A 24,079-nucleotide genomic window follows, 5' to 3' on the forward strand; every position below is an offset into this window, starting at 1 on the left:
GGTGACAACAGTTTGTCAGCAGCAAAAAAATAAATGATTTTTTTTTGCTGCTGACAAATGTAGAGACGCACTGCGGTGCGTCTATACAGAATAAACGTGCGATAAAAAACTTAGAACCTTAGTATCTCAGAATCTTAGCATCTTTAAAAAAATCCTTTGTACCTTTGCACCTTAATAACTTTTGGAACTTAACAGAAATGATAGAAGATAAAAATCAGCAGAGAACTAGTATAGCGCAATTAGGCGAATTCGGTTTAATTGACCATTTAACCAAAAACTTTGATGTTACTCAAGAATCTACTTTAAAAAGTATTGGTGATGATGCTGCTGTTCTTGATTTTAAAGACAAAAAAGTAGTAGTTTCTACCGATTTATTAATTGAAGGAGTTCATTTCGATTTGGCTTATATGCCTTTGAAACATTTAGGATACAAAGCGGTTGTGGTAAATGTTTCTGACATTTGTGCGATGAATGCAAAACCGACTCAAATTACAGTTTCGGTTGCTGTTTCTAATCGTTTCCCGCTAGAAGCTCTAGAGGAATTGTTTGCAGGAATTACACACGCCGCAAAAGAATATAAAGTTGATGTTATTGGCGGAGATACAACCTCATCTCAAAAAGGTTTAATTATAAGCATCACAGCAATTGGCGAAGCTGACGAAAATGAAATCGTTTACAGAAATGGCGCTCAAAAAACCGATTTGCTAGTCGTGACAGGAGATATAGGTGCAGCTTATATGGGATTACAGGTTTTGGAACGTGAGAAACAAGTTTTCCAGGTTAACCCAAACAATCAGCCCGATTTAGATCCATATACTTATTTGGTAGAACGCCAATTGAAACCTGAAGCCAGAAAAGATGTTCGCACTCTACTTCATGCTTTAGACATAAAACCAACGGCAATGATTGATATTTCAGACGGATTATCTTCTGAAATTATTCATATCTGCAAACAGTCAAAAGTGGGCTGTAATTTATATGAAGATAAACTGCCGCTGGATCCGCAATTTATTTCTACTTGCGAAGAATTTAATATTGACAGTACAACAGTTGCTATAAACGGCGGTGAAGATTACGAACTTTTGTTTACAATCGATATCAATGATTTTGACAAAATAAAAGGAAATCCGAATTTCTCTGTTATTGGACATATGACAGAAGAAAATGAAGGAATCCATCTTGTAACACGCGCCAACACAAAAATTGCCTTAAAAGCACGCGGATGGGATGCTCTTAGCGAATAAACTCTAGGAAATCCCAATATAAAAAAATTCCAAATTCCAAGACTGATAATCATATTGGAATTTGGAATTTGTTTTTTTGGAATTTAACCATCAGAAAAGCCCTTTACTTTTGGCTTCTTTCACCAAATCTATATCAGAATCGTTTTTAACTTTTAACAATTCTTTCAGGTGCTTTTTTCGTTTTTCGATAGCATTTAAAGAAATCGGAATATTTTGCAGCATTTCATGAACTGAAACTCCTTTTGACAAATGAACTAATATCTGCTTATCGTACTGATCGATCTCTATTGCATTATGTGTAGACTGATTCAGCATTTTTACAACCGACTGGCTATAATATTTTTCGTTTTTCATTACTTTATCAAAAGCTAGGAGCAATTCGTCAAAAGTAAGGTCATTTTTAATAATCAATCCGTTCGGTTGAATGGTTCTGATAATCGTTTTAATCTTCAGCAATTCTGTATACATCGTTAGAAGAATGATTTTGCATGAAGGCATTTTTTTCAAAAGCAGTTTTGCCAAATCTTCACCAGAAAATATTTCTTTTTCTTCATAAGGAGGCATACTGATATCCAAAAAAGCAATATCAAAATGTGGCGTGTTATCATTCTCTATTATATCATAACCTGATCTGCAATCATGCGCCTGAGAAATCAAAAACTCATATTGTTTTGGATTATAACGAGTTATAGCATTTTTATAGCCTTCAATAATAAATGGGTGGTCATCTACTATTAAAATATTCTTTCTAACTAATTGTGGAACTGAGGCTGTTAAATCAAATGTCATTATGGAGGTTGTTATTTGGCTCTATTGGGACTTTTATAGTGAGAATTGTTCCTTCTCCCTTGGCAGATTTTATCGTAACTGTACCCTTACACTCTTTTGCACGATATTCTATATTATGCAGACCAATTCCGTTTTTGGTCTTATTGGTATTAAATCCAATTCCGTCATCTTCAATGGTTAAAACCAAATTAGTATTTTCGTTTTTAAACTCGACTTTTATAATGTCAGCATTAGCATATTTATTGCAATTTTGGAGTCCTTCCTGAACAATTCTATACAAATTGATTTTTTCAATATTACTTATCAAATCCCATTTAATATCAGGATCAAAAGTAGTAATCAGCTTAGAACTGTATGTATTTCTTTGATCTTCAAAAAGTTTTCCTAAAATCGAGACAAAATTATTAATTAATTCGGATTTTTCTCTATTTAAGTCATGCGAAATTTCTCTAATATCTTGCTCAACATTTTTTAATTCCGTAAGGTATTTTTTTCTTTTAGAAACTGCTGCTTCTTCATCCAATTTATCAAGACTATCCAAGCTTATTCTAATGCCAAACAAACGTCCTAAAACCCCATCGTGTAATTCCTGCGCAACTTTTTTCTTTTCTTTTATTCGCGTAAGCTCAATTTCGTTCTGCTGTGAGATCATCAAATTGTAAATATCTTCATTTGCAATCTGCTGCTGTTGCTTAAAAATCAGTTCACGATTTTTGGCCTGTTGAGTTTTATAAACATAAAAAAACAGTCCGAGCAATGTACAAATACTAAACACATAAACCAAGGTTTTGTTCTTTTCCTGCAAACTAGAATTCTGGTCTTTGATTTCGTTGGTTTCGTACTCAATACGAGAGAATTTTTCTCCCATATTTCGCTCTGCTTTGAGCATTTTATCATTCAATTGAATATATTCCTTTGAATACTTAGATGCATTTTCAGGATCTACCACAGCGATTTGCTTTAAAGCAAGTAAAGTATTTGCCAATTTATCTGACGAACGCGAAAGAAACAAAGCTTGTTTCGAAAACTGTACAGCCCTTAAAGTATCTTTTTTAAATGCATAATATTCAGACAAGTGAATCTGATTGGATACTTTAGCCATTTTCAACCCCAAACTATCTCTAATTTTTAGGGATCTGTAAAATTGATCCGGAAGCCCATCTAATCGTTTTGATTTTAATTTTGAATAAGCCAGATTATCAAGAAGCATGGCGTATAAAATAGTTTTCTCTTCGAACAGGTTTTTTTCTTGAAGTCCTTTTTCAAAATAAATAATGGCCTGTTTATAGTTTTTCATACGCATGTAAACAAACCCGATATTATTCAAAGAAGTCGCTTTCAACTGAAGATCAGCCGGAATCGATTTATCATTTAAAGTGTTTAAAGCTTTATTCTGATATTCCAGTGCCTTTTCATATTCTTCCCTTTCATTATATAAAATACCCAGCAGATTATAACATTCGTAAAGCTGGTCATTTACATTTTTTTTGTTTTTCAATATGCTTAAAGCTTTGAATACAGATATTTCGCTTTCAAAAAAATCTGATTCGTTATATTGTAGACTCGCTTTGCTTAATAAGGTTCTTGCCAAATTATGTTGATCATTAATCTGCAAATAAATCTTCTGCGCTAAAAAATAATTTCTGAAAGCACTGTCAGAAATTACTCTTGAACTATAATAATCCCCTAGATAGGTATAAGCTTTTGCAATACTTGCCGAATCTTTGCTACTTATGGACCTATCTAAAACTAGTTGTGAAATTTCATGATATGATTTAAAATCATTCATATTATAATACCTATTGGCAATCTTAAACAAGTTAAACCTACTAATAGAGTCATTTTTTTGTTTAACTACTATAGAAAATGCCTTCTGAGCATATTCTTGTTTAAGGGCATAATTAATCTGAATATCATTTGCCAATGACAAATAAATAGGAAGACTATCCTGCACTGAAGTTAGTTCACTTGATTTTTCCTTTTGGGTACAACCTGAAAAAATCAACAATAAAAACAATAATATTGGGCAATATCTTTTCAATGCAAGTTTTGAGTTTTACCAAAAATACTAAAACTATAAACATAAAAAAAGGCAGCCAAAAAAATTGGCAGCCCAAAGACTTTTATAAATATTTTCTTTTAATTAATCTATTTTCTTAGAACCACCAAAAGATTGGTTGATATTAGCAAAAGCTAATTCGTTGTTTTTAACTACAATCTTATTACTAGCGATACGCGGATTATCTTGTTTTCTTCCTCCTCCAGTAGAACCATCTACAGGAGAAACTATGCTTGATTTTTCATTAGAAAGAGTTGTTGAAGCTGGTAATGCAAATGAAGTTGCTACTGCTACTAAAGAAAATAATCCGAATGTTAAAGCTGTCTTTTTCATGATCTGAGGGTTTTAATGTTTGTTTTAAATTTTTGGAGATGAATCGCTGTTTACTTGCGAATCCGAGTGTAAAACTAACACCGAGATCGAAAAAAATTTATACGAAAAATTGAGTTTGTGGTAGATCGTACCCAATTGATAGTCAATGGGTAGCAAATTAATGTAATCGCTTAATTTTTAGACTTCTAGATAATTTCCTGCTGCAAAATCGGCAATAATTTGCTCTACATTTGCTCGATAGGTTTTAGAAAAAGGAATCTTCTTAGTGGAGTTTTTTATGTAACATATTGAGTTTCCGCTATGAATTCTTGAAATGTAATTTCGATTAATTACATAACTGTTATGAATACGGATAAAAGGATATGTCAAAACACTTTCAAAATGCTTTAAAGTTTTAAACGCCGTAATCATTTCGCCAGTATTTAAATAAATATCCGTCGAGTTATTATCGGCTTGAAAATAACAAATATCTTCTGCATTTAAATATCGATAATCGCCATATGATTTTATACAAATGGTTAATGGTTTTTGAATGTTTTGCGGAATCGTGATCTGATTCTCAATAACAGAAGAAGGTTCTTCTCTAAACGGAGCAATTTGCATCTCTAAATTGGCCCTATTGAGTTTTAAAATTGTTTTTAGAAGATCGTTTGATAGAATCGGCTTTAATAGATAATCAAAAACGCCATATTGAATAGCATCAAAAGCTTTATCTTTTTGCTTTGTGGTTATAATAATTTTTGGAATCTGCTGAAAAAAACGATGAAGCTCGCTAATAAAAGTCAAAGACAAATGACTCGATGCATTTTGGGGCTCGATTTCGAGAAAAATCAAAGCTGGCTGGTGTTCTAAAACCAATTTTAAACCGTCCTGAAAAGTTGATGCCGATGCCATAAAAGATAATTCTGAAAAACCTGAAGCGGTTGTTTGAGTTTTCAAAATACTCTCAGCGTCATCATCAATTATAATATACGAATACTTTTTCAATTTCGGTTTTTGTTGGTTTTCTCACTACGCAATCATAATCAAAAAATTGCTTTTATTGAATGTAATGAAGAAAAAAATTGCTCTTGACGGTATTACAAATTTAAAATTACGGATTTAAACATTTTAAACGCCTCATTGTTAAAACATTAAACCCGAATGTTAATACATAAAGATGAAATGCAAAAAAAGCCGATAAAATACCTTTTTTTTAAAATCAAAAATCCCAAACTCCTTTATGGAATTTGGGATTTCTATAATAAACTGTAAAGATTACATTTTCATTAACCAGTTTTTCATCGAAACTTCGTTTTCGATAATACCTCTTAATTCAGTAATTTTTACACGATCTTGTTTCATTGTATCTCTATGACGAATTGTTACTGTTTCGTCTTCAAGAGTTTGATGATCTACTGTTATACAGAAAGGCGTTCCTAAAGCATCTTGTCTTCTGTAACGACGTCCTACAGCATCTTTTTCATCATACGCCACATTGAAATCCCATTTCAAATCTTCAATGATTTTTCTTGAAACTTCTGGCAAACCATCTTTTTTAACCAATGGCAATACCGCTGCTTTTGTTGGCGCTAAAACTGCTGGCAATTTTAAAACTGTTCTTGTAGAACCGTCTTCTAATGTTTCTTCTTTTAATGAAGTTGCAAAAACAGCCAAGAACATACGATCTAAACCAACAGAAGTTTCTACTACGTAAGGAACATAGTTTTCGTTTAATTCAGGATCGAAATATTGTAATTTTCTTCCAGAATATTCTTCGTGCGCTTTCAAATCGAAATCGGTACGAGAGTGAATTCCTTCTAATTCTTTAAATCCGAATGGGAAATTAAATTCGATATCCGCTGCTGCATTTGCGTAGTGCGCTAATTTTTCGTGATCGTGAAAACGATAATTTTCTTTTCCTAACCCTAAAGATAAATGCCATTTCAAACGAGTTTCTTTCCAATATTCGTATGATTTCATTTCTTCTCCTGGACGTACAAAAAATTGCATTTCCATTTGTTCAAACTCACGCATACGGAAAATAAACTGTCTTGCTACAATTTCATTTCTAAACGCTTTACCGGTTTGAGCAATTCCAAAAGGAACTTTCATACGGCCCGATTTCTGAACATTTAAAAAGTTAACGAAAATACCTTGAGCTGTTTCAGGACGTAAATATAAATCCATAGCGTTTTCTGCAGAAGCTCCCAATTTTGTTCCGAACATTAAGTTAAATTGTTTTACCTCTGTCCAGTTTTTAGAACCAGTTTCAGGATCAGCAATTTCAAGTTCTTCGATCAAAGCTTTAACATCAGCCAAATCTCCGTTTCCTAAAGAACGCCCTAAACGCTCTCTAATTTCTTTTTCTTTAGCCAAATATTCAACTACACGAGCGTTTGTAGTTACAAACTCTTGTTCGTTGAATGCATCGCCAAAACGAGCTTTTGCTTTGTCAATTTCTTTTTGCGCTTTTTGGTGAATTTTTTCAGCATGATCTTCAACCAAAACGTCAGCTCTATATCTTTTTTTAGAATCTTTATTATCAATTAATGGATCATTGAATGCATCAACGTGTCCAGAAGCTTTCCAAGTTGTTGGATGCATCAATATTGCAGCATCAAGGCCGACAATATTTTCATTCATTTGAACCATTGATTTCCACCAATATTCACGGATATTCTTTTTTAATTCGACACCATTTTGTGCATAATCATATACAGCACTTAATCCGTCGTAAACTTCGCTTGACGGAAAAATAAATCCGTACTCTTTTGCGTGCGAAACCACATTCTTAAATATATCTTCTTGTTTTGCCATAGTGATGCAAAAATATAAAAACTACCTATATAAAAAAGAAAAATTATGAAGATTGACGTGTTGATTTTGTTACTTTTGTAAATAAAATCTCTCTTTTTGTGATTAATTATCTAATAAATCTGTTTTTCCCTAAAGTCTGTAGCGGATGTCGTGCTCTTTTACTTCAAAACGAAACGGTTTTCTGCACAATTTGCCGACATGAAATGCCTCTTACTCAATATCATTTAGATCCGAAAAATGAGGCTATGAAAAAGTTTTATGGCAAAGTTGATATTCAATTTGCTGCTACATTTTTGTATTTTAATAAAAAGGGGATTGTCCAAGAATTAATTCATAATTTAAAATACAAAGGTCATCAAGAAATTGGCACTGTATTAGGAAGCTGGTATGTTGAAGATTTAAAAGAACTTCAACTTGAAATTCCTTTTAATGCTGTTATTCCCGTTCCCCTTCATAAAAAAAAGTTTAAGGAACGTGGCTATAACCAAGTTACTACTTTTGGAAAAGAAATAGCATCTGGTTTAGAAATTCCTTTTGAGGAAAATATTTTAATTCGAAAGATCTATTCTAAAACACAATCCAAAAAGAATCTTTTGGGAAGATCTGAAAATATCGAAAACATTTTTGATGTTGAATTTACGGAAGCCGATTGCAACAAACATTTCTTAATTGTTGACGACGTCCTTACAAAGGGCGCAACAATTGAGGCTTGTTCGTTAGCTTTATCAAAAATTCCAGGTGTAAAAATCAGTATGATTTGTATGGCAATGGCCCATTAGGAATTTGCAAAAGTTTAGTTCACTAATATCTTCTTCACTACTTTTCTTTCCCCATCTGTAACTGTTAAGAAATAAAGACCTGAAGGTACATTTGGCAATTGAATGTCTTGAATAAAATATCCTGAACCTTGAAAAGTCCTCTCGTAAACGTATTTCCCAACAATATCATTAACATAGACTTTAATTTCGCTTACTGAATCTCTGCTAAATTGTACTGTGAAACTTCCTTTATTTGGATTTGGGTATGCCACAAAGTCAACATTCTCAAAGTCGTCGTTCCCTAAGGTATAGGTTTTATTACAAATATTTATCGAAGCAGAGTTAATAGTTCCTGTCATTCCAACCTTATCGTCAATAACTCTAAAAGTCCATGTACCTTGCGAATTTTCTCCATTAAAAGCACTTAATAAAGTTGACGGAATCACAATTTGACTTGTTGTTGTACCACAGCTTAATGTAGATCCGCTATCATCAAACTGCAAAGCAAGAGTTGAATTTGTGCTGGCGCAATTTTTATTGAATAAAGTGACAACTGTTCCTTTCGGGCTTACGATTTCCATAGTCAAATCTGAAAATCTCGCATGTGTTACATTTACTGAAACATTGACATCTGAAATAGACCCAGAAGAAGCGGGCACAGAAACCGTTCTATTTACATAGGCATCAATCCCTGTCGAATATCCGCCTCCAAAATTGTAAGACGAACAAGATGTAGAAACGGTGTATCCTACAGCAAAGGGAGTACTATTGACAGCATAATAAATATTACCAACCGGCTCTATTAAAAGTCGGCAATTTGTAGAAGCCTCAATTTCTGATGGAACCAATATGGTTTCTGTTCCATCATTTGGAGTATTGTTTGCTAAAACAATTGGAAATGTTAATCCGCCGTCTAGTGATAATTTTATATTCAAGTTTGACGATCCAGGAAGCGTATTTGTGTTATTTACGCTCCAAGTAATGGTTTGAGCCGATTCTTTTGCCCATCCAATATCACCTTCTTTTTGTGAAGTTACAGCAAATGGCCCAGCAGCAGCAGTTACTGTTACAACCATTGCATCTGTATAAGTTTGTCCTTTTCCTTGTGCAGCATTGTCTCTTCCCGTAAGGGTAAAATTCATTGTTTTTCCAATAGAAGAAACAGATTCCCAACTTGTAGTTAGCTGATTATTTAGTACAGAATTAAGAGCAGGCATATAACGAACTGGCGATGCAGTTGGTGTAAACGATCTAAACATTGGTCCATCTGGTTTTGTTGGAGAGGGAAAACTATTATTTCCAAAAGCCGTTGTTGCACTATCATATTGCTCCCAGGTATAGGTTATCGTATTACCTTCAGGATCAGAACCAGTTCCAGTTAAAATAAATGGAGTACTAATTGGAATGGTATAATCTGGACCGGCATTTATAACAGGTGGATTATTATCTACTATTGGAGTTGAAACTGGACACGTTTTTCCTGCCAAATTATTTTGTATCTGATTGATGCTCGCATAAGAAAAATAAGAGTCAGAGTGATTTTGAACATTATAACCATCTGTTACACCAGCATATCCCATAATTGTAGAACCGCTTCCCGGTTCATAGCATGCTCCCAATCCTTCATTTGCATGTGAAAAAGTATGCGTTGCCCCAAGCTGGTGTCCCATTTCATGAGCAACAAAATCAATGTCAAAATTATCTCCTTGAGGTTTCGCATCTGCCGGAGAAGTATAGGCACTACCCTTTCCAACAGAATTGCTAGGAGTTGGACTGTCGCATACACAGCCAATACAACTGGCAAGCCCGCCCCCGCCAGAGCCTCCAAACAAATGACCAATATCATAATTAGCCTCACCAATAACGCTCGTCAATGTTGTCTGAATTTCTTTGGGCCAAGTCGGATTATTATTGTCAGCACCAATACTTGGAATAGAATAAGGATCTGTAGAAGCATCTGTATAAATAACAGCATCATTATTAGCAATTAAAATTACTTCTACTGCAAGGTCCCTATTAAAAACACCATTTACTCTAGTTAAAGTAGCATTCATTCCTGCCAAAGCTCCTTCTTTTGTACCGCCAAAATAGGCCGCGTACTCACCTGTACAAGATAATGCCAATCGAAGTGTTTTAAATTGCTTGGCGCTAGAAGTTGTTTTTGCAGTAGTCGTAGATTTATTTTCAGAAATCGAATGGATTGTTTTACAATTCAAAAGTGCTCTTGAATCTGCATTGTCTGCCGACTTAAACAAAACATATTCTGATTTGTTATCAGGATTTTGTTCAATATATTCAGTTGGTTTTGCTGTTCTAAAAACCATTGTCTGCATACCAATTGGAGCAACACTAAAATATATTTTAGCACTTTTATCATCTATTCCGCGCCCCTCATAAGATCTAATTTGTGGATATTTCGCCTGTAAATCCGGATCAAAATTAGATGATTCCCAAACCGCAAAACGTTCTAAATTTCCATCAGTATTTGGAATTGTAATTTCTGATGATGTATTTTTTGCCGTTTTACTCGATGCCGAAACTAGCTTAGAACTAAGAAGATTGGCATTTAACTTATAATATAATTTACTAGAACTCGCCCCATCAGCCTTTCTCAAAAGCGATGAAGAAGTTACTTTTTGCCATAAAGCATCTTGTGCATTAGCATTGGCAAAACAAAAAATTAAAAATATATAAAGTAGTTGTTTTTTCATACCCTCAAAATATAATATCAAAATTACTTTAATTAATTTGAAATCATATTATCTATCCGACAATTATTGCTTTTTAGTCGACGAGTTGGCAAAATTTTACAAAAAGATAGATTATGCGTTAAAATTCGATTTGGCTAGTATTAAATTTAAAACAGAATAGTATAAATTTGCAGCATCTTAAATAATTTGTTTTGAAGCTCTTTCATTCTATAAACGATTTTCAGTCAACCAAGAAAACTATCTTAACTCTTGGTACCTTTGATGGTGTGCATATTGGTCATAAAAAAATTCTAGAACGAATTACTGAGAATACTGAAAACGGGAAATATGAAAGCCTAGTTCTTACCTTTTTTCCGCATCCGCGAATGGTTCTTCAAGAAAAATCTGAAATAAGATTACTGAATACTATTGGCGAAAAAATAAAACTTTTGGAAGCGACAGGTATTGAGAATTTAATTGTTCATCCTTTTAACGAAAGTTTTTCAAGACTAACAGCCGAAGAATTTGTTCGCACTATTTTGGTGGAGAAATTTCAAATTCAAAAAATCATTATTGGGCATGATCACCGTTTTGGCCGCAATAGAACTGCCAATATTGATGATTTAATTGCTTTTGGAATTGAATACGGATTTGAAGTAGAGCAAATTTCTGCAGAAGAAATCGAAGATGTTTCGGTTAGTTCGACCAAAATCAGAAAAGCTTTAAATGAAGGAAACATGGCGCTGGCCAACGAATATTTAGGCTATAACTATTTCTTGAACGGAACTATTGTAAAAGGAAAACAATTGGGACGAACAATTGGATTTCCGACAGCTAATATTAACATTGAAGAAGACTACAAACTAATACCAAAAATTGGTGTCTATGTTGTAAAAGCTACCATAAATGACGAAACTCTTTTTGGTATGATGAATATTGGATTTAATCCGACGGTTAATGGCGAAAAGCAAACCATCGAAGTTCATTTGTTTAATTTCGATAAAGACATTTACGACCAAAACATCGAAGTTTCTTTGCTTCATTACATTCGCGATGAGCAGAAATTCAGTTCGGTAGATGCGTTAAAAGCACAGCTTAATCAGGATAAAATTGAATCTTTGGCCTTTATAGATTCTTCTCTAAAAAATCAGACAGTATAGTTTTTACCGTTTTTAAATCATCGTAGTTATTTTTTTAGTAAATTTGATAGAACACTGTTTTTCAAATATTTACTATTAACTTCTAAAAAATAACCACTATGAAATTACCTAAAGAAATTACCAACGGGTTTTTGATTTTCCTCGGAATTGGCATTTATTTTTTATTAATGAATGTACTAGGTTTAGCAGATTTATTTTATCTGAGAACACTGAACGTTTTCTTTATATTCTATGGTGTTAACAGGACTATGCAGATGAACCTACATGAAGGCGAAACCAATTTTCTATCGAATGCTATTTCTGCAATGACCACTTCTGTGGTTGGTGTATGTATGAGTGTATTTGGCTTATTAGTTTATAGTTACGCTCGTGGTGGAGATGCTTATGTAAGAACTCTATCTGAAACTTTCATGTTTGGAGGAAATCCTTCAGTGCCAACTTATTGTATCTGTTTATTATTTGAAGGAATTGCTTCTTCTGTAATTGTTACTTTAATGATGATGCTGTATTGGAACAACAAGTATGCAGCCGATTAATCTAAAACTGCTGCAAAAAAATTACGGAAAACATCTTTTTTAAATGCATCTTTTGAGCATCGATTAGATTAAAAATTTTAGTCAAAAGAGATATTAAATCTCAATAAATATTTTTAAATTGCTTATGACAGAGAGTTATAAGCAATTTTTTTATTTATAAAGAATGAAATTAAAACAAATTGAAAGGGTAAAAAAAATCTCAAAAGAAGAGTTTATTTCCCAATATGTAAAAAAACAAATTCCTGTTGTTATTGAAGAATTGACCGAAGACTGGCCAGCTTATAACAAATGGAAATTATCTTATATGAAAGAAATCGCAGGAGATTTAGTCGTTCCTTTATACGACGACAGACCTGTAAATCATGAAGACGGATTCAACGAGGCGCACACCACAATGAAAATGAGCGATTACATCGAGTTACTACAAGAAAAGCCTACCAATTATCGTATTTTTCTTTACAACTTAATGAAACAGGTTCCTTCATTAAAAAATGACTTTTTATGGCCTGATATTGGTTTGAAATTAGTCAAACAAATGCCGATGTTGTTTTTTGGCGGTGAAAATTCGAAAGTGTTTATGCATTACGATATTGACTATTCTAATATTCTTCATTTTCATTTTCACGGAGAAAAACAATGTATGATTTTCCCTCCTAGCCAATCAAAATTTATGTATAAAGTTCCTCACGCATTAATTTCGAGAGAAGATATAGATTTTGATAATCCAGATTATGAAAAATTTCCAGCACTCAAAAGTGTCGAAGGCTATATTACCAATCTAAAACATGGAGAAATGCTTTATATGCCCGAAGGATATTGGCATTATATGAAATACCTAACACCTGGATTTTCTATGAGTTTGAGATCGTTTCCAAAAAATATTGTCAATTTATCTAAAGCAGCATACAATGTTTTTATTATGCGCCATTTTGATATTATGATGCGGAAAATTCAAGGCCAAAAATGGATTGACTATAAAAACGAAAAAGCGATTACCAATACCCATCAAAATTTACAGCGTACTGCTTAATAAAAAAAAGCGATTGAGAACTTAAGACTCAATCGCTTTTTTATTTATCTGAAGACTATTTTTCTTGTCACTGTATTTCCATTATCTAAAGTGATTTTAACCAATAAAACTTGAGGACCTGATTGAAAATTTGGTATGAGCCATTCTTTATTTTCAATTTGTTTTTTACGATATAACAATTTACCTCCCACATCATAAATAGCGACTTCGTCTAGATTTTCCTGCTCAGGCATAGATTGCAATCTGATATTTTTATCTTTAACCGAAACAAAAACCCTCTTATCTTGATTCTCAAAATCTTCGTTTCCTAAAGATTTGCCATCATTTGGATTTGTATAACGCAATACAAATCGATCTAGAAAAGTTCCTGGCGCAGAGATAAATGTATATCCTCCAGATTTAAGGTTATGTACAGTATTTGTTACCTTATCTTGCAAATATATATCCTTATCGGCCAAATCTCCATCTGTATGATCTATAGCAATTGTAAAAGCACCTTCTTTAATAGTAGATTTATATCCTAACGGAATTGTATCCGTTACAACAAAAGGCACAGCTCGCCCTTGAATAACTAATTTTTTATTGTCGTTGATACTATAAAAATCAACATAAGGATTTGCATTCATTGTTACAGCATCATAATTAAAATCAAACAAATTTGTTGCTCCTGTTATGTATCCGACAAGTAATTGTTTAAAAGCCCCTTCTGTGTTTGTAAAATTTAACCAGACACGATGTTTTTCAACAACCTCTGTTTTTGCAGCTTTGTAAAACTGACTATTAGAACTAGGAACTCGCATCGAATTGGTAAAAACACCTCTTTGTCCTGTTCTTGCTTTTGCAAAAAAACCTTGCCCAGCGGCAATGTAACCTTTTAATGGTTCTTGGTTTCCTGGTGATGGTGCACCAATACCTGTTAAATTTCCAACTGTAGTATCTCCTGATAAATTATAAATTGCATAATCATCGTTTGTATAAGTATAGGTATTACCTCCTGGCACAGTTATTCTAGGTGACGTATTATGCGTCCAAAAAAATAGCGTTCCATAAAAATTAGCGGCATTATCATGAATAAATTGATCTGCATAAATTGCTGAAGGATATGGATTCCCAAAAAAACAAAACTTTTCAGCACCAGCTACAGGACCTTGGATTGTTCCATTATTTGGCACCCCAATAAATTCCCCTGAAAAAACACTTGGCGACCCCGTATCAAAAGACTGCGGACCTCTAATACTATAACCTCTTCCTGGTTCCATTGACATTGTACCGTACAAATTGGTTGCCCATTTAAAATCAGAAGTCCAATAAAAATATTTATCGAATAGCGTTTCTGGCGAAAATTCATTCATGGTAATATCTGCAACTGGAGAAGACCAATAGGTAAGATCAAATCGTCGTACAGGTGTTTTTCTTATATAAGTTATATTTCCAGTATTACTGACATCGGCAATCTGAACCAAACTTGAGTTATTTTCAAAAATCAAAACTCCATTGCCCAATACACTTACTTCATTTGTCACAGTTATAGAATTTGTTTCTTCTACAATTAAGGATCCATTATTTTCTATCGTTAATCTACTGGCAAAAAAACTTGCATCGGTTCCAGAGATAATAGGATCAACCCCTACGTCTGGAATATCTATACAATCGGAGGCGATAGGAACTCCTGCTGGCGTCCAATTTGCAGGATCTCCCCAATTGTCACTCGCATTTCCATTCCATACTTTGGTAACAAAAGCATTTATTGTAATTGGTGTCACTTCTGATTCACATGCCGATGTACTATTTCTCACTTGCACATTGTAACCTCCAGAAGACAAACCTGTAAATATTCCCGAAGTATTACTAAAATCTACTCCATCAACACTATAAGTATATCCCGTTCCAGATGCAGGCGAAGTAACCGTGATAACGCCCGTATTATTTATACAGCTTGGCTGTTGTGTTACAGAAGCAGTTGGGGCAACTGCAATTGGATTTACAGTTAAAGAAACATTTTGAGTAGACGGACATCCATTTGATGTTGTAATAGTCATTATACCATTGTAAGTACCTGCTATTGTATTTGCTGGAACATTCACATTTATAATATCTCCTGATCCAGAACTAAAAGGAAATGGTGTTGCTCCTTGATCTGTCAATGCAATCCAGTCAATTTCATAACTAACTGGAGAACCTGTAGTAGAATTGTAACTTAAAACAGTAGTTTGCGCCGATGAACTTTGACAAACTGGAGTAAAAACCCCTGCAGTATTTATTGTTGGAACAGCATTAATCGTTAAAGAAACTGCTTGAGTTGCTAAACATCCATTTGACGTAAAAATTGTCATTACTCCACTATAATTTCCTGCAGCTGTATTTGCTGGAACAGTAATGTTATTAATATTTCCCCCTCCCGAATCGAAAGAAAAAGCAGTAGGTAATTGATCATTCAATAATACCCAATCTATAGAATAGCTAACTGGCGAACCTGTTACTGTAGAATATGGCAGAGAAGCTGTTTGCTCTAATGCATTTTGACAAATTGGAGTTAAATTTCCTGATGTTGTAATTGTTGGAACTGAATTAACTGTTATCGTAAAATTATTGCCTGTAGAAATACAGCCAGCTGCATTAGCAACCGTTAAAGTACCGGTGTATGTTCCCGCCGCCGTATTTGCTGGTATCGGAATATTGATCGGGCTTGCTGGCAATGCAGCATTTGTAACTGCCGCAAAGGTATTTGTTGGACTCGCATTCCATGTAATGCTGTAAGTCGTTGGTGCATTTGCAACAGCACTATAAGGCAATGTTGTGCTTTGTGCGCTCGCACTCGTGCATACCGCAGTAGTGGCCCCTAATGTTATGGTCGGCAATGGGTTTACGGTAACGGTAAAATTATTTGCTGATGACACGCATCCATTCGCATTGCTTACCTTTAAGGTTCCCGTGTATGTTCCTGCTGTCGTATTTGCAGGTATCGGAATACTGATCGGGCTTGCTGCCAATGCAGCATTTGTAACTGCCGCAAAGGTATTTGTCGGACTTGCATTCCATGTAATGCTGTAGTTTGTTGGTGCGTTTGTGACAGCGCTATAAGGCAATGTCGTGCTTTGTGCGCTAGTACTTGTGCATACCGCAGTAGTAGCTCCTAATGTTATGGTCGGTAATGGGTTTACGGTAATGGTAAAATTGTTTGCTGATGACACGCATCCGTTCGCATTGCTTACCGTTAAGGTTCCCGTGTAGGTTCCCGCCGCCGTATTTGCAGGTATCGGAATATTGATCGGGTTTGCTGGCAATGCAGCATTTGTAACTGCCGCAAAAGTATTTGTCGGACTCGCATTCCACGTAATGCTGTAAGTCGTTGGTGCATTCGTGACAGCACTATAAGGCAATGTCGTGCTTTGTGCACTCGCACTTGTGCATACCGCAGTAGTGGCCCCTAAAGTTATGGTCGGCAATGGATTTACGGTTATAGTAAAATTTGTTGGAACGGCAGACACACATCCAGCCGCATTTCTAACCGTTAGCGATCCTGTATATGTCCCACCAGCAGTTCCAGCAGGAACCGCAATACTTATTGAATTTGCTGGCAATGCTGCATTTGTAACTGCCGCAAAGGTATTTGTCGGACTAGCATTCCACGTAATGCTGTAAGTCGTTGGTGCGTTTGTGACAGCACTATAAGGCAATGTCGTGCTTTGTGCGCTAGTACTTGTGCATACCGCGGTAGTAGCCCCTAATGTTATGGTCGGCAATGGGTTTACGGTAACGGTAAAATTGTTTGCCGATGACACGCATCCGTTCGCATTGCTTACCGTTAAGGTTCCCGTGTATGTTCCCGCCGCCGTATTTGCAGGTATCGGAACACTGATCGGGTTTGCTGGCAATGCTGCATTTGTAACTGCCGCAAAGGTATTTGTCGGACTCGCATTCCATGTAATGCCGTAAGTCGTTGGTGCGTTTGTGACAGCACTATAAGGCAATGTCGTGCTTTGTGCGCTAGTACTTGTGCATACCGCGGTAGTAGCCCCTAATGTTATGGTCGGCAATGGATTTACGGTTATAGTAAAATTTGTTGGAACGGCAGACACACATCCAGACGCATTTCTAACCGTTAAAGTTCCCGTGTATGTTCCCGCCGCCGTATTTGCAGGTATCGGAATATTGATCGGGCTTGCTGGCAATGCAGCATTGGTAACTGCCGCAAAGGTATTTGTCGGACTGCTATTCCAAGTAATGCTGTAAGTCGTTGGTGCATTTGTAACAGCACTATATGGCAATGTCGTGCTTTGTGCGCTCGCACTTGTGCATACCGTGGTAGTGGCTCCTAATGTTATGGTCGGCAATGGGTTTACGGTAACGGTAAAATTGTTTGCCGATGACACGCATCCGTTCGCATTGCTTACCGTTAAGATTCCCGTGTATGTTCCCGCCGCCGTATTTGCAGGTATCGGAATATTGATCGGGCTTGCTGGCAATGCAGCATTGGTAACTGCCCCAAAGGTATTTGTCGGACTGCTATTCCAAGTAATGCTGTAAGTCGTTGGCGTGTTTGTGACAGCACTATAAGGCAATGTCGTGCTTTGTGCGCTCGCACTTGTGCATACCGTGGTAGTGGCTCCTAATGTTATGGTCGGCAATGGGTTTACGGTAACGGTAAAATTGTTTGCCGATGACACGCATCCAGCCGCATTTCTAACCGTTAAGGTTCCCGTGTATGTTCCCGCCGCCGTATTTGCAGGTATCGGAATATTGATCGGGCTTGCTGGCAATACAGCATTTGTAACTGCCGCAAAGGTATTTGTCGGACTGCTATTCCAAGTAATGCTGTAAGTCGTTGGTGCGTTTGTAACAGCACTATAAGGCAATGTAGTGCTTTGTGCACTTGTACTTGTGCATACCGCGGTAGCGGCACCTAATGTTATGGTCGGCAATGGATTTACAGTTATAGTAAAATTTGTTGGAGCGGCAGACACACATCCAGCCGCATTACCAACCGTTAGCGATCCTGTATATGTCCCACCAGCAGTTCCAGCAGGAATCGCAATACTTATTGAATTTGCTGGTAAAACTGCATTTGTAACAGGCACGAAGCTATTTGCAGGACTTGCATTCCATGTTATACTGTAATTTGTTGGGGCATTCGTAACGGCCGAATAAGGTAATGTTACATTTTGCAAACTTGCGCTCGCACACACAGCGGCAGTTGAACTTAACGTTATTGTTGGCTGAGCACTAACTACAATATTCACAACATTATTCACACTAATAGACGAAGTACAATCTACTGAAGTTAAAGAAGTAACTGTAATAGTGCTATTCCCTGAAGTAGTCAATCCCCTTGCGGTAAAACTTCCAAATCCGGGAGTTCCAACTACCATCGTTTCTGTTTGCCCTACCGCATTTGGTCGGCTTGTATTGTACGTTACTGTGTAGGTACCAGTCGGTAGGCTAGCTGCTGATCCCGTTAATTGCACTTGTGTGGTTGTACCTGTACAAACATTTGGCGCCGATATTCCAGTTAAACTATACGTTTTACAAGTATATGTAATGTTAACTTGGCCTCTAGCACCACTTCCGCCATTATATAAAGTTGATGGAGTTAATAAATTTAAGGAACTTGCCGCTCCAGAACCTCCTCCTCCATATTCCTGTCCAGGCTTTCCTGCACCATTTGCCCCCAAAAGACTAGCATAACCAAGTCCTCCAGCCCCTCCCTTTTGCGGCCCTAGATTGGCTGCATCACCACCATTTCCAGAAGAAAGCGCTAAATTTAGTAAACTATTATACCCTACTCCCGAAGCTCCTCCATTTGTCATCGTTATACTTCCTTTAGTACCGGTAGTTGCCGGTGTCGCACTAGGAGGAGTATCTCCTGTAGTTGGAAGATTAGCTGTACCCCCTGCCCCACCTGGGGCGTAAAAAACTCCTGTAAAACCATTTATATAAGATGCTCCCCCACTGGATCCATTTCCTGTTCCTCCTGCGCCTGGAAGACCAACAATGACATTCAAAGTAGATGCTGTTATTCCTGTAATTTTTCCTAAAGCATATGCACCTCCTCCTCCTCCAGGAGCACCTCTTCCCCATCCGCCACCACCCTGAGCTGCACCTCCAGCTCCTCCTGCACCCCAAGCTTCAACAGTAACTTCGTCCATACCCGCAGGAAGAGGGAAAGAAGGATTACTAGTTGGAACTGAATGCACTAAAGTTTGTGCTTTTGATGTGGTATAGAAAATTGATAAAACTAAAACTAGAAGAATTCTCAATCTCCTACTTGATTTTAATGGTTTCTCAATATAAGTTACTAAAGATAAAAGGCTGAAGAAGCTCAGCATAGTAAGTAAATCTTTTCTCATCTTGTGGCATTTTAGTAATTGAAAAATAAATTCAAACTCAAAACAAGATTAATTGCAAAATGAAAAAGACAATGCTTTAAAGCCATACCAACAAGACTGAGTCTTTATATAGAATTAATAAAGCACTTTCAATTTTACAATCAATTTAAGGCAGATAAAACACCGTTTTCAAAACTGTGCTTTTTGAAAAAAAAAAATCAAATCATTGGCTTATAGAAAAGTATTTTATCGATTAAAAAAGCATTTCATCGACAAAAACCAACTACAAGGTACGATTTTATTTACTTACAAATTCCTAATGTAGTATTAAACCCATAATTTTAACACTAAAAACTCAGAAAACATAAAAAATAAGAAAAAACTGTTAATTCAAAAACCAAACCATCACAACTAATTGATTTTTAATAAATTAAATAAAGAAAAAACAAATTAGATAAGGTTTCTGATCCGTCTTTAAAAAATGACTTTTTTTGAAGCTGATTTTCCATTTTCGAAAATGACTTTTACTAATAAAACCTGATGAGAAGAGAGCAAGTTTTCGATGGAGACTTTTTGGGTTTCAAGCTGATCTTTTTTATACAGTAGATTTCCTAAAACATCAAATATTACTACCTCTTTTATTGTTTCAGTAAAAGATTCAATATGTATATTGTGATTTTTAACAGATACTAAAATATCCTTCGAGATGTCATCAGAAATATTATTTCGTAAAGTTTTATTACTGTAAATTATAGAAAAACGATCATTAAAGGTTCCTACTTCAGAATCAAATTGATAAGAACCTTCAGAAATATTATGTATTTTATTTAATTTTTTGTCGACTAAAAAAATAGGTTTATCATTAAAAAAATCTTCTTTATGATCTATTTCAATTTTTAAATTATCACTCACTGTAGTTTTATAACCTATAGCTATTGAATCGCTTTCTAAAAAAGGCAATTCACGGCCTTGGATTACTAATTTTTTATTTTCTAATACACTGTAAAAATCCAATGGCATTCCTGAACTTAAATATTCTGCATCATAATTCAGATCTAAAGAATTTGAAGCACCTAATGCATAGCCTAGTAAAATCTGTTTGAATTCATTTTCGCTGTTTTTTATATTTAGCCAAAACCTATGCTTTTCGATAACAGGTTTTACTTGCGAATTTGGAGCTGGCCGAAAAAAGGAAGTGTTTCTATCTCGAACTCTCATGCTATTTTTAAATTCTAAATAGCCCGTTAGATTGCTTTTTACAAAAAAGGCCTGCCCCGAAGCAATTGTGCCATTTGGTGCATCATTACTAACTCCAGAACTTAAAGCCGAGCTTGTACCAACACCTCCCAATAAATTGTAAACCGCATAATCATCATTCGTATAACGATAAGTATTAGTTCCTGGAATTGTTATTCTAGGCGGGGTATTATGTGTCCAGAAGTATAATGCTCCTTTTGTTTTCGGAGCATTTTCTCTTAAGAAATCATCTGCACTTATAGCGCATGGATATGGATTGCCAACCAAATAAAATCGATCTGCGGCAATCAACTCAACTTCTATTTTACCATTGTTTGGAATTCCTTTAAAAACACCCTCAAATATTGCTCGCTCTATAGTAGAAAAACTTTGCGGAGCTCTAATGCTGTAGCCACGACCAGGAATCATAGTCATTGTTCCGTAAAGGTTTGTTTTCCATCCTAGAATTGGATCGTGCGAGAAATATTTATCAAAAAGTGTTTCGGGTGAAAAATCATGCAATGTCATATCGGATACTGGTGAAGACCAATAGGTAAGGTCAAATCGAATTACTGGTTTTGTTTTTCTTTTTAAATGAACAATTCCTGTGTTTACTATGTCATCATCCTCTTGATATAAACTAGCAGAATCTTCTAAAACAAGTATTCCTTCACCGGTATAAGCAAACTCAATTCCTAATGTGTTTTTTTCAAGTAAGGTAACCGTTTTACCTTGTTCAATATTGCATCCGCAAATATTGGCTGTTGTTAAGTTTGGAAAACTTTCTTTAAAGTAAACATCTTTTCCCGCAGAAGGATAACCATTGGACCACGAAATTCCGTCCCAAGTTGTTGTATTAACGCAAAGTTTTAAACGGGCGATTCTATGTTTTGAAATGCCAGAAACAGAATTAAAATTTCCTCCAATCATCAATCTATAATCTTCATCAAATTTCATTGCAAACAGTGTATTATTTGATGGTACTGCAAAAGAATTATCATACGATCCTGAAGGCAGTAGACGAATCAATCTAGAAGAAGCAATAGTATTATATGTCCCCGAAAAACTTCCTCCTACCAAAATTCTGTCATCTGGCTGCACTAAAATAGCACGCACATCTCCTTTACTAAAGCCGGCACCTGATTCGAATGTAGGATCGAGACTTCCATCACTATTTAATCGAAGAATGCGTTTTTGTGAAATCTTATTAAAAGTTAAGAAAGAACCTCCAACAAGAATCTTATGATTGGATTGAAGTGCAATTGCATAAACATATTTATCAAAACCCTCTTTTATATTAAAGCTAGCATCAATACTTCCATCTTGATTTAGTCTTACCAAACCTGCAAAATCGATATCATTGAAGGTTTTAAAATGACCTCCAACAAGTATCTTTCCATCTTCTTGTACGACTACGCTTTCTATTATACTATCTGCACCTAAACCAATATTAAAATTCGGATCTTTTGTTCCGTCTGGAAGAATTCGGACAATTCTATTAGCACTAGCAGCATTGTATTTAGTAAATGATCCTGCCACAATTATTTTTTGATCGGACTGAATTGCCATCGCATACACTTGTGCATTAAATCCATCGCCAGTGTTAAATGAATTATCAATTTCTCCATTGGCTAATATTCTAACAATACGATTATGAGTAAGATCATTGTACTTTATAAAATTTCCTCCCAAAACAATCTTTCCATCACTTTGAAATACAGTAGTTTTAATTAGGTTATTGCTTCCAGAATTTGTGGCATTAAAAGTTGGATCGATTACTCCGTTTTCTAATAAGCAAACCATTTTGGGAGCAACCACTCCGTTAAACGTTTTAAAATTCCCGCCAACTATTATCTTTCTGTTTGGAAGAGGCAGAATACTAAAAACAGAATTGTCAAATCCAATTCCAGAAGCCAAGTATGAAATATCGTGTTCTCCTTCATTGTTAATTTTTGCTAACCTCCCTTGATTCTGGCCGTTAAAAACAGCGAAAGAGCCTCCTACAAACCAAGAATCATCTTCATCAAATTCTAAAGCTAGAACTGAGGCTGAAGCAGGTCCTGCGCCGATATCAAAATTAGGTTTTACGCTACCATCAGATTGCAGCAAAATTAATCTTATCACTTCGTTTCTATTGTAAAATCCCGTAAAAGAACCGCCTACCATGATATCCCCATTCTTAGCAATTCTGATTGTCTGAACTCCTTCTTTACTGAAACCCGAACCAGTTATAAAGCTTTCATCTTTAGTTCCGTCTTCATTTAGGCGAATAATTCTATTAGCTTCGATATTATCAAAAAGGGTAAAATTACCCCCTAAAACCATTTTCCCATCAGACTGTAGGGCAATGGCATTAACATCATCATTGAACCCAACGCCAGTCTTAAAAGTGGAATCAAAAGTACCGTTAGAATTTAAACGAATTATTCTATTGGCAGAAATGCCATTAAATGTGGTAAAATTACCTGTTAGAATGATTTTCTGGTCTGATAAAACTTTTACTTGTGTAACATTTAACGCAGATCCAGAACCTGTAAGAAACATAGAATCGATTGTTCCGTTTGGCAATAAACGTACTACTCTGTTTACTGTAGTATTATTATATTTTGTAAAACTGCCCACTATAATTATTTTACCATCTGGCTGTAAAGCAATATCATATACAATCCCTGTGGTTGCTCCAATTGTGGTATCAAAAGTGTCATCATAAGAACCGTCTTCATTTAAACGGATTAATCTTCCTGCTTTTATTCCGTTATAACTTGTAAAATTTCCTCCAACAATAATTTTTCCATCGGCTTGCAAACAAGAGACATAAATTTTACCATTAAAACCTGTTCCAGTATTGAAATTTTCGTCTATAGACCCGTTTGGATTTAATCGTGTCAGGTACGAAACGGCTGCACCATTCAAACTCAAATAATCGCCACCAACCAGCAAAGTGCCTTCTTTTTGCAGGAGAAGCGTTCGAACAGTATTATTAAATCCATCTCCGTTTTGCCCATCATCTAAAACGTTAAATGAACTGTCAACTTTGCCCTGCTGCGAGAAAAGAGTTTGGGATGTTATCAAAATTAGTATTAACGAATAAAATATATTTTTAATCAAAATGGTGCAAT

The 24,079-nt window shown here is 35.4% G+C and carries 13 protein-coding genes; 5 read left to right on the forward strand and 8 right to left on the reverse strand.

Annotated elements, in window-relative coordinates:
- Positions 1 to 197 precede the first annotated feature (197 nt).
- The gene (gene thiL / locus M0M44_RS04215) at positions 198 to 1,244 is read left to right on the forward strand and encodes a thiamine-phosphate kinase (protein WP_248728644.1); all 1,047 of its coding nucleotides are present in this window, start codon (positions 198 to 200) and stop codon (positions 1,242 to 1,244) included.
- 90 nt (positions 1,245 to 1,334) lie between these two features.
- Here thiL and M0M44_RS04220 read toward each other — a convergent pair whose 3' ends face one another.
- The 5 genes from M0M44_RS04220 to M0M44_RS04240 all read right to left on the reverse strand — a co-directional run bounded on the left by M0M44_RS04220 (position 1,335) and on the right by M0M44_RS04240 (position 7,224).
- Positions 1,335 to 2,033, reverse strand: coding sequence for a response regulator (locus M0M44_RS04220; RefSeq protein WP_248728645.1), 699 nt, complete (start codon positions 2,031 to 2,033; stop codon positions 1,335 to 1,337).
- Positions 2,023 to 4,074: an ATP-binding protein gene (locus M0M44_RS04225; protein ID WP_248728646.1), complete on the reverse strand. Its 2,052-nt coding sequence runs from the start codon at positions 4,072 to 4,074 to the stop codon at positions 2,023 to 2,025. Before M0M44_RS04225 ends, M0M44_RS04220 begins: the two co-directional genes overlap by 11 nt.
- Positions 4,075 to 4,176: 102 nt before the next feature.
- Positions 4,177 to 4,425 carry a hypothetical protein gene (locus tag M0M44_RS04230; RefSeq protein WP_248728647.1) on the reverse strand — a complete coding sequence of 83 codons (249 nt, stop codon included), beginning with the start codon at positions 4,423 to 4,425 and terminating at the stop codon, positions 4,177 to 4,179.
- A 177-nt stretch (positions 4,426 to 4,602) separates the two neighbouring features.
- Entirely contained in the window at positions 4,603 to 5,412 is an 810-nt protein-coding gene (locus M0M44_RS04235) for a LytR/AlgR family response regulator transcription factor (RefSeq protein WP_248728648.1), read from the reverse strand.
- Between the two features lie 270 nt (positions 5,413 to 5,682).
- Positions 5,683 to 7,224, reverse strand: coding sequence for a glycine--tRNA ligase (locus M0M44_RS04240; protein ID WP_248728649.1), 1,542 nt, complete (start codon positions 7,222 to 7,224; stop codon positions 5,683 to 5,685).
- Positions 7,225 to 7,469: 245 nt separating this feature from the next.
- Here M0M44_RS04240 and M0M44_RS04245 point away from each other — a divergent pair, with 245 nt between their 5' ends.
- On the forward strand, positions 7,470 to 8,003 hold the full coding sequence (locus M0M44_RS04245; RefSeq protein WP_338030080.1) for a ComF family protein: 534 nt from the start codon (positions 7,470 to 7,472) through the stop codon (positions 8,001 to 8,003).
- 14 nt (positions 8,004 to 8,017) lie between these two features.
- Here M0M44_RS04245 and M0M44_RS04250 read toward each other — a convergent pair whose 3' ends face one another.
- Positions 8,018 to 10,693, reverse strand: coding sequence for a zinc-dependent metalloprotease (locus M0M44_RS04250; RefSeq protein WP_248728650.1), 2,676 nt, complete (start codon positions 10,691 to 10,693; stop codon positions 8,018 to 8,020).
- A 191-nt stretch (positions 10,694 to 10,884) separates the two neighbouring features.
- Between M0M44_RS04250 and M0M44_RS04255 the strand changes: the two genes are divergently transcribed.
- From M0M44_RS04255 to M0M44_RS04265, 3 genes are all read left to right on the forward strand, one after another.
- On the forward strand, positions 10,885 to 11,832 hold the full coding sequence (locus tag M0M44_RS04255; protein ID WP_248728651.1) for a bifunctional riboflavin kinase/FAD synthetase: 948 nt from the start codon (positions 10,885 to 10,887) through the stop codon (positions 11,830 to 11,832).
- A gap of 98 nt (positions 11,833 to 11,930) precedes the next feature.
- Positions 11,931 to 12,368 (forward strand): hypothetical protein, encoded by a 438-nt coding sequence (locus tag M0M44_RS04260; RefSeq protein ID WP_111365494.1) that lies wholly within the window; start codon positions 11,931 to 11,933, stop codon positions 12,366 to 12,368.
- Between the two features lie 163 nt (positions 12,369 to 12,531).
- Complete coding sequence (locus tag M0M44_RS04265; RefSeq protein ID WP_248728652.1) at positions 12,532 to 13,398, forward strand: cupin-like domain-containing protein; 867 nt, start codon at positions 12,532 to 12,534, stop codon at positions 13,396 to 13,398.
- 44 nt (positions 13,399 to 13,442) lie between these two features.
- On the opposite strand, the gene M0M44_RS04270 is transcribed toward M0M44_RS04265, so the two are convergent.
- Together M0M44_RS04270 and M0M44_RS04275 are read right to left on the reverse strand one after the other, a co-directional pair.
- On the reverse strand, positions 13,443 to 19,745 hold the full coding sequence (locus M0M44_RS04270; protein ID WP_248728653.1) for a T9SS sorting signal type C domain-containing protein: 6,303 nt from the start codon (positions 19,743 to 19,745) through the stop codon (positions 13,443 to 13,445).
- A 453-nt stretch (positions 19,746 to 20,198) separates the two neighbouring features.
- Positions 20,199 to 24,032 carry a T9SS sorting signal type C domain-containing protein gene (locus M0M44_RS04275; RefSeq protein ID WP_248728654.1) on the reverse strand — a complete coding sequence of 1,278 codons (3,834 nt, stop codon included), beginning with the start codon at positions 24,030 to 24,032 and terminating at the stop codon, positions 20,199 to 20,201.
- Between the last annotated feature and the right edge of the window lie 47 nt (positions 24,033 to 24,079).

Origin of the sequence: Flavobacterium humidisoli (assembly GCF_023272795.1) — a bacterium.
Taxonomy (GTDB): domain Bacteria; phylum Bacteroidota; class Bacteroidia; order Flavobacteriales; family Flavobacteriaceae; genus Flavobacterium; species Flavobacterium humidisoli.

What these genes read in the sequence shown, in the direction of transcription:
- thiL (WP_248728644.1), top strand. Translation starts at nt 198, where the DNA reads ATGATAGAAGATAAAAATCAGCAGAGAACTAGTATAGCGCAATTAGGC.
- M0M44_RS04220 (WP_248728645.1), bottom strand. Translation starts at nt 2,033, where the DNA reads ATGACATTTGATTTAACAGCCTCAGTTCCACAATTAGTTAGAAAGAAT.
- M0M44_RS04230 (WP_248728647.1), bottom strand. Translation starts at nt 4,425, where the DNA reads ATGAAAAAGACAGCTTTAACATTCGGATTATTTTCTTTAGTAGCAGTA.
- M0M44_RS04240 (WP_248728649.1), bottom strand. Translation starts at nt 7,224, where the DNA reads ATGGCAAAACAAGAAGATATATTTAAGAATGTGGTTTCGCACGCAAAA.
- M0M44_RS04245 (WP_338030080.1), top strand. Translation starts at nt 7,470, where the DNA reads ATGAAAAAGTTTTATGGCAAAGTTGATATTCAATTTGCTGCTACATTT.
- M0M44_RS04250 (WP_248728650.1), bottom strand. Translation starts at nt 10,693, where the DNA reads ATGAAAAAACAACTACTTTATATATTTTTAATTTTTTGTTTTGCCAAT.
- M0M44_RS04260 (WP_111365494.1), top strand. Translation starts at nt 11,931, where the DNA reads ATGAAATTACCTAAAGAAATTACCAACGGGTTTTTGATTTTCCTCGGA.
- M0M44_RS04265 (WP_248728652.1), top strand. Translation starts at nt 12,532, where the DNA reads ATGAAATTAAAACAAATTGAAAGGGTAAAAAAAATCTCAAAAGAAGAG.
- M0M44_RS04270 (WP_248728653.1), bottom strand. Translation starts at nt 19,745, where the DNA reads ATGAGAAAAGATTTACTTACTATGCTGAGCTTCTTCAGCCTTTTATCT.